The organism is Vibrio sp. 10N.261.51.A3, assembly GCF_041471965.1.
GTDB classification, from domain to species: domain Bacteria; phylum Pseudomonadota; class Gammaproteobacteria; order Enterobacterales; family Vibrionaceae; genus Vibrio; species Vibrio crassostreae_C.
Map to the genome: position 1 here is coordinate 90409 of NZ_JBFRPK010000077.1, position 13832 is coordinate 104240.

General features: G+C 45.6%; 13 protein-coding genes and 4 pseudogenes. 8 read left to right on the top strand and 9 right to left on the bottom strand.

Annotated features, from left to right (window positions below; translation table 11 throughout):
• The first annotated feature begins 159 nt into the window (after positions 1-159).
• Positions 160-2231, top strand: a pseudogene (locus tag AB4371_RS18215) (alkyl/aryl-sulfatase).
• 149 nt (positions 2232-2380) lie between these two features.
• Here AB4371_RS18215 and AB4371_RS18220 read toward each other — a convergent pair.
• Both AB4371_RS18220 and AB4371_RS18225 read right to left on the bottom strand, forming a co-directional pair.
• Positions 2381-2791: a LysR family transcriptional regulator gene (locus AB4371_RS18220; protein WP_372150444.1), complete on the bottom strand. Its 411-nt coding sequence runs from the start codon at positions 2789-2791 to the stop codon at positions 2381-2383.
• Positions 2792-2800: 9 nt separating this feature from the next.
• Positions 2801-4174: an MATE family efflux transporter gene (locus AB4371_RS18225; RefSeq protein ID WP_017064035.1), complete on the bottom strand. Its 1374-nt coding sequence runs from the start codon at positions 4172-4174 to the stop codon at positions 2801-2803.
• Positions 4175-4620: 446 nt separating this feature from the next.
• Between AB4371_RS18225 and AB4371_RS18230 the strand changes: the two are divergent.
• From AB4371_RS18230 to AB4371_RS18240, 3 genes and pseudogenes are all read left to right on the top strand, one after another.
• A pseudogene (locus tag AB4371_RS18230) lies at positions 4621-4779 on the top strand (enoyl-CoA hydratase/isomerase family protein); the annotation flags it as partial.
• 210 nt (positions 4780-4989) lie between these two features.
• Positions 4990-5811, top strand: coding sequence for an SDR family NAD(P)-dependent oxidoreductase (locus AB4371_RS18235; RefSeq protein ID WP_102320416.1), 822 nt, complete (start codon positions 4990-4992; stop codon positions 5809-5811).
• A 217-nt stretch (positions 5812-6028) separates the two neighbouring features.
• Positions 6029-6904 carry a radical SAM protein gene (locus tag AB4371_RS18240; protein ID WP_372150445.1) on the top strand — a complete coding sequence of 292 codons (876 nt, stop codon included), beginning with the start codon at positions 6029-6031 and terminating at the stop codon, positions 6902-6904.
• A gap of 90 nt (positions 6905-6994) precedes the next feature.
• Here AB4371_RS18240 and AB4371_RS18245 read toward each other — a convergent pair whose 3' ends face one another.
• Positions 6995-7612 carry a bifunctional 4-hydroxy-2-oxoglutarate aldolase/2-dehydro-3-deoxy-phosphogluconate aldolase gene (locus AB4371_RS18245; RefSeq protein ID WP_102320418.1) on the bottom strand — a complete coding sequence of 206 codons (618 nt, stop codon included), beginning with the start codon at positions 7610-7612 and terminating at the stop codon, positions 6995-6997.
• A gap of 31 nt (positions 7613-7643) precedes the next feature.
• Positions 7644-7910 (bottom strand): annotated as a pseudogene (locus AB4371_RS18250) (family 1 glycosylhydrolase); the annotation flags it as partial.
• On the opposite strand from AB4371_RS18250, the pseudogene edd reads away from it, so the two are divergent.
• Positions 7893-9482: pseudogene (gene edd / locus AB4371_RS18255) on the top strand (phosphogluconate dehydratase); the annotation flags it as partial. The pseudogenes AB4371_RS18250 and edd sit on opposite strands and share 18 nt — an antisense overlap.
• A 73-nt stretch (positions 9483-9555) precedes the next feature.
• On the opposite strand, the gene AB4371_RS18260 reads toward edd, so the two are convergent.
• Positions 9556-10563 carry a LacI family DNA-binding transcriptional regulator gene (locus AB4371_RS18260; RefSeq protein ID WP_017059450.1) on the bottom strand — a complete coding sequence of 336 codons (1008 nt, stop codon included), beginning with the start codon at positions 10561-10563 and terminating at the stop codon, positions 9556-9558.
• Between the two features lie 144 nt (positions 10564-10707).
• Positions 10708-11409, bottom strand: a complete 702-nt coding sequence (locus AB4371_RS18265) for a lipoyl protein ligase domain-containing protein (protein ID WP_102393084.1) — start codon at positions 11407-11409, stop codon at positions 10708-10710.
• A gap of 185 nt (positions 11410-11594) precedes the next feature.
• Between AB4371_RS18265 and AB4371_RS18270 the strand changes: the two genes are divergently transcribed.
• Positions 11595-11879 carry a hypothetical protein gene (locus tag AB4371_RS18270; protein WP_017059448.1) on the top strand — a complete coding sequence of 95 codons (285 nt, stop codon included), beginning with the start codon at positions 11595-11597 and terminating at the stop codon, positions 11877-11879.
• Positions 11876-12154 carry a type II toxin-antitoxin system mRNA interferase toxin, RelE/StbE family gene (locus AB4371_RS18275; protein ID WP_017064043.1) on the top strand — a complete coding sequence of 93 codons (279 nt, stop codon included), beginning with the start codon at positions 11876-11878 and terminating at the stop codon, positions 12152-12154. The genes AB4371_RS18270 and AB4371_RS18275 overlap by 4 nt, the downstream gene beginning before the upstream one ends.
• A gap of 148 nt (positions 12155-12302) precedes the next feature.
• Here the strand turns inward: AB4371_RS18275 and AB4371_RS18280 are convergent, their stop codons facing one another.
• The 3 genes from AB4371_RS18280 to AB4371_RS18290 all read right to left on the bottom strand — a co-directional run bounded on the left by AB4371_RS18280 (position 12303) and on the right by AB4371_RS18290 (position 13359).
• Complete coding sequence (locus AB4371_RS18280; protein WP_017064044.1) at positions 12303-12590, bottom strand: type II toxin-antitoxin system RelE/ParE family toxin; 288 nt, start codon at positions 12588-12590, stop codon at positions 12303-12305.
• Entirely contained in the window at positions 12587-12868 is a 282-nt protein-coding gene (locus AB4371_RS18285; RefSeq protein ID WP_011080399.1) for a type II toxin-antitoxin system Phd/YefM family antitoxin, read from the bottom strand. The genes AB4371_RS18280 and AB4371_RS18285 overlap by 4 nt, the downstream gene beginning before the upstream one ends.
• 203 nt (positions 12869-13071) lie before the next feature.
• Positions 13072-13359 carry a carboxymuconolactone decarboxylase family protein gene (locus tag AB4371_RS18290; protein WP_017034940.1) on the bottom strand — a complete coding sequence of 96 codons (288 nt, stop codon included), beginning with the start codon at positions 13357-13359 and terminating at the stop codon, positions 13072-13074.
• Positions 13360-13451: 92 nt separating this feature from the next.
• Between AB4371_RS18290 and AB4371_RS18295 the strand changes: the two genes are divergently transcribed.
• Positions 13452-13832: transposase (locus AB4371_RS18295; RefSeq protein WP_372150446.1), on the top strand; the 381-nt coding region annotated here is incomplete at its 3' end.

The window sequence follows — 13832 nt, forward strand, 5'->3', positions numbered from 1 at the left end:
TCAATCATAGGTCAGGATTCGTCTTCGTCGCCCAACCATTGCATGATTCAATACATAGCCAATCGTGATGTATTAAATAAAGCTTACTTTATTTTTTGCTATATGTCTTATTCCTATAATCGCCTCAACGAAACAAAATTCTGAAATGAAGAGGCTCTTATGACAACTTCTCGCACGTTCAAAATGCATCACTGTTCCTGGCTATCTCGCTCGCATTCCCGGCAATTGCAGCTAACCATGACCACGCACACTTCAGCGAAATTGGCGACCAAGGTGGCAAAAGCGCAACCGAGATGACGACCAAAGCAAACCAAGAGTTCGCAAAAACACTTAACTTTGCCGACACTCGCGCTTTCGACAATAACAACAAAGGTCTAATTGCTAGCTTTGATCAAGAGACGGGCGACATCATTCGTAATAGCTTTAACTTCATCGATCCAAGTGTGACGAATGCAGACCAAGCACCAGATTCAGTAAACCCTTCACTGTGGCGCCAAGCGGTATTGAACCAAGCGGCAGAAGGTTTATATGAAGTTGTTCCGGGTAAAGTTTACCAAGTTCGAGGCGCGGATTTAGCGTCTATCTCTTTCATTCGTAGTGACAACGGTTGGATCGCCTACGACGTTCTTCTTACCAAAGAATCAGCCGCCAAATCACTCGAATTCTTCAAGAACAATGTGCCTGATGGCGGTGAACTGCCCGTCGTTGCAATGATTTACTCTCACTCGCACGCTGATCACTTTGGTGGCGCAAGAGCAATCAAAGACGCGTATCCAGATGTAAAAGTGTACGGTTCGAAAAACATCACCAAAGAAATCGTCGACGAAAACGTACTGGCGGGTAACGCAATGTCTCGTCGTACCGCCTATCAATATGGCGCAACCCTGAACCGACACGAACACGGTATTGTGGATGCGGCACTGTCGAAAGGTCTATCAACCGGTAGCATTACTTACGTCCTGCCGGACTACGAGCTGAACCATAACGAAGAGATTGAAACTCTGGTTATCGACGGACTAGAAATGCAATTCATGGATGCTTCAGGTACCGAAGCGGCATCTGAAATGGTGACGTATATTCCGAGCATGAAAGCACTCTGGACTGGCGAACTGACCTACCAAGGTATGCACAACCTGTACACGCTGCGTGGCGCAAAAGTACGTGATGGTTTGAAATGGTCTAAGAAGATCAACGAAATGTTAGTCACTTGGGGCGAAGAAACAGAGGTGTTGTTTGCGTCTCACTCAGCCCCAATCTGGGGTGAACAAGAGATCTCTGATTACCTAAAAATGCAGCGTGATGCTTACGGTTTTACTCATAACCAAACGCTTCGTTTAGCCAATAACGGTGTGGTTCTACAAGACATCGGTGACGAAATTTACAAGGTAATGCCAGACAGCATTCAACAGTCTTGGCACACCAATGGTTACCACGGTACTTACTCTCACAACGCTCGCGCTGTGTACAACATGTACCTTGGTTACTTCGACATGAACCCAGCTAACCTTAATCCATTACCAATCGAGCCAGAATCGGTGAAGTTTGTTGAGTACATGGGCGGCAGCGATGCTGTGATTGAAAAAGCGCAGCAAGATTTCCAAGAAGGTGAATACCGCTTCGTTGCAACAGCACTGAATAAGGTGATTCAGGCTGAGCCAGAGAACAAAGTTGCACGTGGCTTATTGGCAGATACTTACGAGCAATTGGGTTATCAATCAGAAGGTGCAGGTTGGAGAAACATCTACCTAACGGGCGCTCAAGAGCTTCGTATTGGCACACAACCGGGCGCACCAAAAACTGCATCTCCGGATGTATTGGCTAACATGACCATTGAGAACTTGTTGGATTACTTGGCAGTTAAAGTGGATTCGCTAAAGGCACAAGAAACACCATTTACGTTGAATATTCAGCTGCCTGATGTGCAAGAGTTCTACTACGTTGAGATGTCTAACGGTAACCTGAACAACATTCAAGTGAACGAGCTGCAAGACGCCGATACAACACTGATCATCAATAAGTCTGACGTGTCTGACATCGTGCTTAAGAAAACAAGCCTTGGAAAACTGTTAGAAGACGGACAAGCAGGCGTGAAAGGTGATAAGACATCACTTAACAAACTGCTGTCTTCATTGACAGAAGCTGACACCTCTTTTGAGATTGTACCGCGTCCAAAAAAAGGCGAAGAAGTTGATGCAGAGCTATACCAAGATTCAGCGGTACACGCTCATTAAACGCCGGAAACACTAAGTAAAAACAACAGCAGTTAGCTAGAAAAACGTTCTATAAAGAACATAAAAACAAGCCCCTACCTTTTGGTCGGGGCTTTCTTATTTGTTATCAATGAGTGCTTCTTGAACGCTACTCTTACTGAAGCTGATAGCTACTCAGCTTGACCGTTTACGTCGCAATCCCAATAAGAAGGTGAACCATAATATTGAACAAAGTAATCGATAAATACGCGCACCTTTGGTGCAAGTAACTGAGCACTCGGGTATACCGCCCAGATAGCCGCCTCATCCTTTAAAGGGTAATCCGGCAACACCTCAACCAGCGAACCTTCCGCGAGCTGCTTGTATGCTATCCAACTCGCGCACATGGCAATGCCCAAGCCATCGACACATACATCCCTTACCGCTTCACCGTGATCGACGCGGATAGCACCTAGGCTCTCTTCGAGTTTTCCGATATGAATACTGGCTACCGGAGGTGACAACCCAAGCTCTTGTCCTGCTAGACCTATATTGTGCGTAGACGCGAGTCGCACAAACAATTTTAGATGTTCAATGTTCATCAATAATGGCTAGCCTGCGCTGAGTACACGCTGCTTATTGGCCGCAGCGGCACGGGGAATAATGTGAGTTTTAATATAGGCATTAAGCTTAAACCATGCAAAAGCGCCCGCTAAAACATTGGCGACTGTCGCAGCAATAACCGCATTGACCATGTCTCCGGTTATCGAGCCGATCCATAAAGCGGGAATGTAGAAAACAAACAAGCGTAGGAAAGAGACATTCAAAGCTTTACGCGGCACACCCAAGGCATTAAAGACCGACGCAACCAACATGCAAAGCCCAAGCGGCCCATAGCTGAACGGTATAAATAACAAGGTCACTTCAAACCAGCTGCGTATGCTTTGTTCTTCCGAGATAACAGGAATAATCCAGCCACTAAACAGCGCCAACAATGTTGCCATCACGGTGTGGAAAACCAATAAGAACTTCGCTGTTGTATTCAATAGCTCAGGGATTTTGCATCGCTGCTGCGCCCCTAGGTAACGACCAATCATAGGCGGGATAGACATCGTCAGAGCAAGAGAAAACACCAGCATAAAACTTTCAACACGGGCGAGTAAGCTCCAAAAAGCCATCTCATCGGTTCCGATTCTCGCAATCAATAGCATTGAGAAGAACGCGCTGACCGCAGGTAATATCTGATTCGCAGTGGTTGGCATTACCGTCTTGAATAACTCAAAACTGTAGCCTTTGATTCGGTTACTGCACGCGCCATTGAAGCCAAACCAACCTTTGCCGCGAGACTTGATTAGCATGTAGATTGCGCCGAAAGCGTAGCCAATGCTCGATGCGATCGCCGCCCCTGCGATGCCCATATCCAATCCAAAGATCAGAATAGGGTCGAGAATTAGGTTAATCACGCTAGCAGCCAAGAACATGCTTCCGGTTGTTTTGGTATCGCCATTGGCACGATAAACGCAGGTGGCCAGATAAAGCACCGCCACCATCAATGCACTGAACAACCACAGTGGCCAGTACACATTAAAAATAGACAGCATGGATTGGTATTGAGCGTCAGAGACATCATTCACAAACGACGCAAAAACAGAATCGCTAAAAACAATCAGCCCTATGCAGATCAAAGCAATCACCAACACTCCAAATCCAACCGACAACGTCGCAATTGAAGTAGATTTACGTTGTTCTTTTGCCCCTACCGCTTGAGAAATAATGGACGTTGCCGCCACACCGATGCCCACTTGAACCCCGGTAAACGCTGCTTGAAATGGCAAGGTGATACCGTGAACAGCCAATTCATTCACCCCTAGCTGACCAATAAAGATCGAATCGACCAATTGAACCATCATGATCGCAAACACACCCAGCGTCAGTGGCAGCGTTTTCTCAATAATGGTTTTCAAAGTCGCGGATCTCATCTGCATAAGTCGGTTCACTCTTGTCTGTACCTTGGGGCTAATTACCTAGTTGAGCAGTATACGAAGCTAAATGAAAAGGATAAGAGCGCCAGACAAGGAATGAGTTTTTAGATTTCGTTGACAATCGAATTAGCAAGATACCTTCAACGTTAAAATATCCATCTAAGACACTGAATAAATTGAAATTATCAAACGCGCCAACACTCTTAATAATTCGTTAATAGTGTTTCGTTTAATGGTTAATTGTTGGTTCGAACATTCCTCGCTAGCCTGAATTTAGGTCGCATTCACACTGAATAGGCTGAAATGAAATCTCTCAGAAGGAATATGGAAATGGTATATCAAGGTTATACAACGTTTAAAGCTCAAGCCGAGGATGGGATTCTTACCGTCACTTTTGACTTCGGTACTGTGAATGTTCAAGGGCAAGAGACTTTGATGCTGACGAAGCCGAAGCACTCAAAGCGAAAGCTTATTGGTTGTATCAAGCTACGAGCAAAACCCCTGCGGTTAAGCGCTTCCAAATTGCCGATGAGCAAGGCCTAGAGCACGATATGGAAAACCAACGTAACTGGGAAACTCTGGTTATGAACGTTCAAGACATCAAATAACTCGGTCACTTCTCTTAATTTGGGTCAGTCACAAACTGACCCATTGTCTTACTTAATCGTTAAGCGCCAACGGTTAACCACCAAGTGTTAAAATGGTCATTATTTGCCCCATAGACTCACATTTGAGTCTTCAGCTTGTGAGCCAAATGCAACTATGTGTCATTAATCTTTGTTATAACGTTGTTCAAACTATTTTTTGAAGGACGGAATATGCAAAAAATAATTCTGATCACAGGTGCCACGGATGGCATTGGTTTAGAGACCGCAAAAGCACTAACGCAGCAAGGGCACCATGTTCTAATTCATGGCCGCAACCCAGCTAAGGTCAATAAAGTCGTGACCGCTCTGTCTCGCCTGTCTAAGAATGCAATCATCGAAAGCTACATCGCAGACCTATCGACGCTCTCTGAAGTTGAGGCGCTCGCAACCCAAATCAAAAGCGATCACAAACGACTCGATATACTCATTAACAACGCAGGTGTGTATAAAGTGTCGGACATCACCACTCCAGACAATCTTGATGTGCGTTTTGTCGTAAACACCATTGCGCCGTATCTACTGACACAAAAGCTGCTTCCTCTTTTTGATGCGACAGGTCGTATCGTCAACCTATCTTCAGCAGCCCAAGCACCCGTAGATCTAGATGCATTAATCAGTCCGAATGCGGGCGAACTTGATGGTCCGGTTTACGCGCAAAGTAAGCTGGCGCTAACGATGTGGTCCATCGAATTAGCCAATACTCTTTTAGACAAAGGCACCGCAATTATCCCTGTAAACCCAGCTTCTTTCCTTGGTAGTAAATTAGTGAAAGATGCTTATGGCGTTGATGGCAACGACCTTGCGATTGGAGCCGATATTCTTTGTCGTGCTGCGCTCAGTGATGAGTTTGCCAACGCTTCTGGTCAATATTTTGATAATGATTCTGGGTTGTTCAAAGACCCGCACGCCGACGCATTAGACAACACTAAGAACCACAAGCTGGTGACAGTGCTTAATCAATTACTCGAAGAAAAGCTGTGCGTTACGCACTGATCATTCATTAGTAAAAAACGACCACTAACACTCCCCCCCACCACCACACACACAATCCAAGCCGCAGTTCTATCTATACAGACAAAGAACTGCGCGCTCTTTCGATTATTAAGATTTCTTTAATACTGATTCCCCGCTTTGCCCAATTATCACCCAAGATGCAGATTGCTAAACTTGCCCCCGTCGAAACAACACAGGCTACGGCCGAGGAGCATTTATGCGTTTTGAAGGTAAAGTTTATCGTCCTTGGATGGAAGCAGAGAGCGTACTCATCCAGACAACATTGGGGTGCAGTAATAACCAGTGTACCTTCTGCACGATGTTTGATGATAAGCGTTTCAAAGTAAGAGACATCAAAGACATCTTTGAAGATATTGATGCGGCGAGAAAAATCTACCCGCATGTTGAATCTATCTTTTTGGTCGATGGTAATGTGATGGCGATTAGAACCGAGATGCTGATTTCGATTCTGGATTACATCAAGATCACCTTCCCAGAGATCAAGAACATCTCTCTGTATTCAGGGTTCAATGACTTCCGTCGTAAGAGCTTGTCTGAATTAAAAGAGATTAAGTCGGCAGGTTTAAGCATGGCCTATTCAGGCTTGGAGTCCGGTGACCCAATTTTGCTTGAACGCATTCAAAAGCGCATGACGCGTGAGCATGCGATTGAAGGAATGAACCTAGCCCGTGAAGCAGACATCAAGGTACTGGCTTCTTTCATCTTTGGCCTTGGCGGCAAAGAGCGTTCTGTAGAGCATGCGATTAATACCACCAGCTTGCTGAACATCATGCAGCCGGATGCGATTGCACCAATGGCTTTAGCCGTTCAACCGGGATCGGTATTGGAAAAAGAAGTAAACCGTGGCGAGTTTGTTTTACCAACGCCATTGCAGATTCTGGAAGAAGAAAAATACTTGCTCGAAAACCTAGAAGATTTCGATTGCTACTACTGGGGTGACCACGGCAATAACATCTCACCAATGCGTGGCATGTTGCCTCAGGCTCGTAAGCCGTTTCTTGATAAGATAAATCAAGACATCGCGCATAACCCAATCACTAAGCAAAACGTCATTAAAACCTTTGCTTGGTAACGAGTAACCTCTACATCGTTTGAAGCAGCCACAAAAAGGGCCAGTGTCAGCTGGCCCTTTCATTTTCTAGCTATGTATCTCTCTATCGAACTATCTGGAGCCGACCGCTCGGACTAATTCTGCGATTCCATCCCAATCACCCTTGTCCATTTTGTCTGTCGGTACCATCCAAGTTCCACCGCAGGCAACGACTGATTTCAGTGCTAAGTAAGACTCAACGTTCGCTGGGCTTACACCGCCTGTAGGCATAAAGTTAACCGGGTAAACAGCCGTCAACGCTTTCAACATTGCGACACCGCCAGATGGCTCGGCAGGGAAGAACTTTAGTGTCTTAAGCCCCATTTCCATTGCTTGTTCAACCAAGCTTGGGTTACTCACTCCAGGAACAATCGTAACCCCTCTTTGCTGACAGTATTTGACTGTGGTTGGATTCAAACCTGGGCTGACAATGAAATCAACACCCGCATTAATGGCAGTATCCACCTGCTCTATAGTCAGCACAGTACCTGCGCCAATCAGTAACTCAGGGTAGGCTTCACGCATCAAACGAATCGACTCTGCTGCCGCTTCTGTACGAAATGTCACTTCAGCACAAGGCAAACCATTCTCAACCAATACTTTCGCAAGCGGCACAGCCTGAGCAACGTCATTAATGGCGATCACCGGGACGATGCGAATATCTCTGAGTCGCTGTTCAATTGTTTTCATTGTTCATTTCTCTCATTATCAAACAGACAAATTAAGCCAAGTCGCTGCCGTTGCTTGCGATCACTTTTTTGTACCAGTGGAATGACTTTTTAGGAATACGATTTAACGTACCATTGCCTAGGTTGTCTCTGTCCACATAGATAAACCCATAGCGCTTGCTCATCTCTCCGGTCGATGCCGCAACAAGATCGATACAACCCCAAGGTGTGTAGCCCATCAGTGGTACACCGTCTTCCATTGCTTCATGCATCGCAACAATGTGCTGACGAAGGTAATCAATGCGGTAATCAGCTCTTACAACGATATGTTAAGCGCTCACCAGCCGTATCAACACTATCCAGATCAGATCAAAAAGGCGTTAGCTAAGTTCGGCCACACCTCTCAAGTAGCGGGCTGTGTTCCCGCGATGTGCGATGGGGTAACTCAAGGGCAACCAGGCATGGATATGTCTTTGTTTTCAAGGGACTTGATTGCTCAATCGACCGCTCTTTCACTGAGTCACAACGTGTTTGATTCAACCCTATTGCTTGGCATTTGCGACAAGATAGCTCCAGGACAACTGATGGGCGCGCTCTCTTTTGCGCATCTACCAACTGCCTTTGTTCCGGCAGGCTTGATGGCAACGGGCATCAGCAATGATGAGAAAGTACACATTCGCCAAGAGTACGCGGCTGGCAAGGTAGGAAAAAGTGCCTTGCTGGACATGGAGTGCAACGCTTATCACTCAGCGGGCACCTGCACTTTTTACGGCACAGCCAATACCAATCAGCTGGTATTTGAAGCGATGGGGCTGACGCTTCCGGGCTCAGCGTTTGTTCACCCTGACTCTGAATTGCGCGCATCACTCACTCAGCATGCCGCCATTGAAATTGCTTCAATGACACCACAAGCCGCAAACTTCCGCCCACTTTCTGAAGTCTTTACCGCTAAAAGCTTAATCAATGGCATTGTTGCCCTACTCGCATCAGGTGGCAGTACCAACCACAGCATTCACATGGTCGCGGTAGCACGCGCAGCAGGATTTATTCTGACTTGGCAAGACATCAGCGATCTATCCGATGTAGTGCCTTTACTTGCTCGAGTTTATCCCAACGGCCCAGCAGATATGAATGCGTTCCAAGCGGCAGGAGGAGTTCCCGCGCTGTTACGCCGTTTAGATCAAGCCAACTTACTGCACCGAGATGTCACACCTACCTTTGGCTCGTTTGAAGATCAAATGAGTATTCCAGAGCTTGAAAATGGAAAACTAACGTGGAAAAAATGCAAACAGTCGGCAGATGCAGAGGTAATTGCAGGCCAAGAACAGGTATTCCAAAGCACAGGCGGAACGCGAGTCCTTTCAGGGAATCTTGGCAATGCGGTGATTAAGGTGTCAGCGGTTGCAGAAGAGCAACGCGTTATCGAAGCACCTGCGGCAGTTTTTGATTGCCAACATAAGGTAGAAGCCGCGTATCAACGAGGTGAACTCAACAAAGATTGCATTGTTGTGGTAATGAACAATGGCCCAGCTGCGAACGGTATGCCTGAACTGCATAAGCTCATGCCGATTCTAGGTAATGTTCAGAAACAAGGGTTTAAAGTGGCTCTGGTTACTGATGGGCGCCTTTCCGGAGCCTCAGGAAAGATCCCATCCGCGATTCATGTCTCACCAGAGGCTATTCGAGGAGGAACTATTGGGCTTGTTTGCGAAGGCGATATCCTGCGCTTAGATTGCGCGAGTGGCGAACTCAATAACCTCAACGACATGCAATCTCGCCAAGCGAAGGTATTTGAGGCAGACGCCAACCAGCAAACCATGGGGCGCAACCTATTTAGCGTGATGCGCCAAAGCGTTTCGAGTGCAGAACAAGGGGCGAGTTTTATCGTCTAGCTGTGTCATTACTTAAATGTAAAAGCAAAAGGGGCATCATTTCGATGCCCCTTTCAGTTTCCACGATACTTGGTTAAACGCTTTCGCCATCAGTGATGCGATAGCCCATATCCACTACCGTTTCCGTAACTGGCTCACCTTTCAATCGGGCAAGCAGTAGCTCGGCACTTTTCTTACCTATTTCATAACGTGGCGTATCCACGCTAGTCAGTTTTGGGCGTATGGTTTGACCAATATCTAACGCGTTATAGCCCACCACAGATAGCTGTTGCGGCACTTGGATTCCACGTTGCTGGGCAATGAGCAAGGTACCTATCGCGATGTCATCATTGGTGCAGAACACGCCATCTAGATCTGGGTAATCCGCAAGAGCGCGATCAAGCAGATCTTCAGCCAAAGAGAAGTTAGAGTGCTGTTCAGTCAACACGTGTTTAGGCTCTAATCCAGCCTCATACATCGCTTTGTCATAGCCTTGCAAACGCAACTTGGTTCGCGCATCCAATCGAGCGCCAAAGTAAGCAATAGAGCGTTTACCAGCTTCAATCATTCGCTTCACGACATGGTAAGAAGCATCAATATGGTCCAAGCCAACAACCATATCGATCGGATTGGTTGGGAGTTCCATCGTTTCAACAACAGAAACACCTGAATTCTTGATCATCTGTAACGTGCGGGGGGTGTGGTGGCTTTCCGTCAATATCAACCCATCAACTTGATACGAAAGCAGCGAAGCAATCTTTTCCTCTTCTTCCACAGCATCATAGCTAAAGTGAGCAAGCAACGTCTCGTAGCCATTCTCTTTAGTAACCGTTTCGATACCTTGAACAAACGCGGCAAAGATTTGGTTTGATAACGAAGGGAGCAAGATACCGATCGCTTTACTCGACGATTTAGAGAGCATAGCTGGCGCTTTGTTTTCGATGTATCCCATCTCTTCAATAACCGCTGCAATTTTAACGCGAGTTTTGGCTGCGACTGAATCGGGATTGCGCATGTAACGAGAGACGGTCATCTTTGTGACCCCCACTTTGTCTGCAACATCTTGAAGTGTGGTTCGAGTTTTCTTCTGCTGTTCTGTCATAACTATTTGAACTCTTAATTATGTTACAAGTAACATTATAAAGTTCTCACCGCCTTAAGTTCAACCCATTCGTTGTCATCGACACATAGCATTGAAATCGTTCTACCATCGGCAAATTAGTTTGGCGTTAACGAAAGGTTGGTATCACGCATGCTTGATGAAAGCTTGGCTTAACTGCTGAAAGAGTGAGTCTACGTTGGGTAGAGTTGTCAGATGTGCGGACAACGGAGTATGAACCTGCGCATCCACCACGGTTGGATTGCCACAAACTTGATTATAAAAATTTACGGGTGCAACGATGTTCTCTAAGTCGACATCCAACAAGATACAGGCTTGCGAAAGTACAATTTGGCCGCCCCCTTGTTTAAGCAAAACACGCTGCGCAGTGCCCACTATTTTTTGTTTGTTGATATTGAGATTGTAATCACCATCGCAATAAGAACCGGGAGTCGCGTGTACATCCACATCGATACCCAGTTCTTTAAAAAACAGGGTTAAGATATTGCACAGATGTAGATACGCTTTTTGGATGTTGTAGGCTTCATCACGAGGCCAATGGTAAATGTGCGATAAGTTAATGATCCCCGGCAGTTGGGGAACGGGAGCGCCGCCTGTTTTACGTGAGGTGAGTTGCCAACCTTGTGCCGCGAGTTGTTTTCTAGACTCGACCGTCACTGGCCACTTTTTACCTGCGGGCAAAACAAGTGTCGGCGCTTTTGCTTGCCACAACATTAAGGCTTGCCCAATCTCACCCGCCTGAATTTGCTGCAATAATTCAGCTTCTTTTTCAAACGCACGATTAACATCAATGTGCGGGTAACGTACGAGTTTATTCGTTAACTTCAATGCACTTTCCTCTACAGATAGTGGTGACCTACCATTTAACGTTCTGCAATGGTTGATGAGATATGGGACTATGTGCGATGAAACATAGCACCAAAAGTTAGTTATTGGCGCCATAGTAGCTTGTCAGTTGCCCATCTCAAAGGTGAGTGCTAACATTTGTACACACACCAATAAAGGAATACATCATGGACACTAGAATTCAATTTCGTGTTGATGAAGAAACAAAACGCCTAGCTCAACAGATGGCTGAGAGCCAAGGTCGCACACTGAGTGGTGCTTGCCGTGAGCTTACTGAGCAACTCGCTGAGCAACAAAGACAGACATTATCTCACGATGCATGGCTAACTGAACAAGTAAACCTAGCATTTGAGAAGTTTGACTCAGGAGAATCCGTTTTCGTTGAACACCAAACTGCTAAATCTCGAATGGAAGAACGCAAAGCCAGAATACGTAATCGAGGTAAGCAATGATTTTATGGGAAGAAGAATCACTCAATGATCGTGAAAGGATCTTTGAGTTTATCTATGACTTCAACCCTGATGCGGCAGAAAACGCTGACAACCTCATTGAAACAAAAGTAGAAAACTTGCTTGAGCAGCCTCTAATGGGTGTACAGAGAGACGGCATTCGTGGGCAATTACTTATAATTCCTGAGATTTCAATGATCGTCTCCTATTGGATCGAAGGCGACATTATCCGAATTATGCGCGTACTCCACCAGAAACAAAAGTTCCCAATGGATTGATTACTTCCTCTGGGCAACTAGCCCAATTAAGGGGTGAACAACGCCTCCACCCAACCTAAAGCATTGTGCCATAAACACTAAATTTGAAGTAGAAGAAAAATGCCAAGCGTTGTGAATCCCTCTTAAATTGCTTGTTATAACACAATTGCTACACGTCACTTTCCGTTAGTATCTGACGACAATTTCGTACTGTAAGGACGCGAATTTCATGGCTGAGGCTATATATGATTCGATAGTGACCAAACAAAATTTCACGGTAATTGGTATGAGGCAGCTCAGGAACCATTCGCCCCATGTCAGGCATACTTGAGAGTAAATCAGTTTTATCAAAAACCTCATTAACCCAGTTTTCTGCCGCCACTGGATTATCCAGTGAAATAAACTCGGCTGCATCACCTAACTTTTGTAATGCTAGTGGTGACCAGACTACTTTCATTTCTTAATGCGCCCCAATACTTGAGCACGAGCGTCTTCATTGGAAACACCTAAACCTGAAGCTAATTGTGCTTCAGCAGTACGCATTTCTTCCAGTAACTCGATCTTCTCTTGCATTGCTTCATATTCTGCAACATCAAGGACAACCGCAACACCCTTACCACGTTGTGTGATAACTAGTGGTCTGCGAGTTTCGTTAATCTGTTTAATAAATGACGTCACGCCAGCACGAAATTCAGACAAAGGCTGAATATCTTGATCAAAATGGATGCGGCTCATGTTGAACTCCCTATGGTACAATTTAATGTACAAATAATAGTTCAAATAGCAATTTTGAGCAATAGCCTGATTTTGTGTTATACCCGCGTTAAGGTGTGAGCAACGCAATACCGATGCTACCGTATACCGCCTTAAACACTGAACGCAACGCATAATAAAAATGCCACGCGTTGCGAATCACTCTTAAATTGCTTGTTAGAACGTTACTCAAAGCTGTCGAGGTCGATCTTATATTTTGTTAAAACCTCTTGCATTTGCAGCTTTTTCTGCCCCGCTGAAACAGCCATAACTTTTGCTGTTACATCCGATATTTCACCTTTTGTAATACCTGCCTTTTTTGCCTCTAGCAAATAGTAACGTGTACACGGTAAACAATTCATAGCCATAGCCGCTGATAAACCGACTAACAGTTCGGTCTTAGTATCAAGATGCTCATTTTCGTGGGTTGAGTGATAAAATTCCTCATAACCTTTTTGATGTTTCCCTAGCATACATACTCCTTGTAAGTTCTAACGAATGACATGGATTCCCCCTACCGAGGATCTGCCACACTTATGTGGTACTTAAATGCATCGGAGGCACCATGTCTGATTATTCTTATTTCTGCGGTATCGACCTAGCTAAAAACCACTTCAGTCTTCATGCCGTAGACCAAAATGGTAAGGTCATACTTCATAAGTCGGTAACCCGCTCTAAACTACTGACTACAATAGCAAATATGCCACTCATGCGTATAGGCGTTGAAGCGTGTGGTGGTGCACATTATTGGGCAAGAACACTCAATAAACTTGGGCACGACGTCCGTATCATGGCCGTTAAATACGTGGTCCCTTATCGAACTAAAGGGAAGAACGACCTTAATGATGCAGTAGCTATCTGCGAAGCTGTTCAGCGACCATCCACTCGCTTTGTGCCCGTAAAATCACCAGAGCAACAAGCCATCCTATCGGTACATAGAATGAGA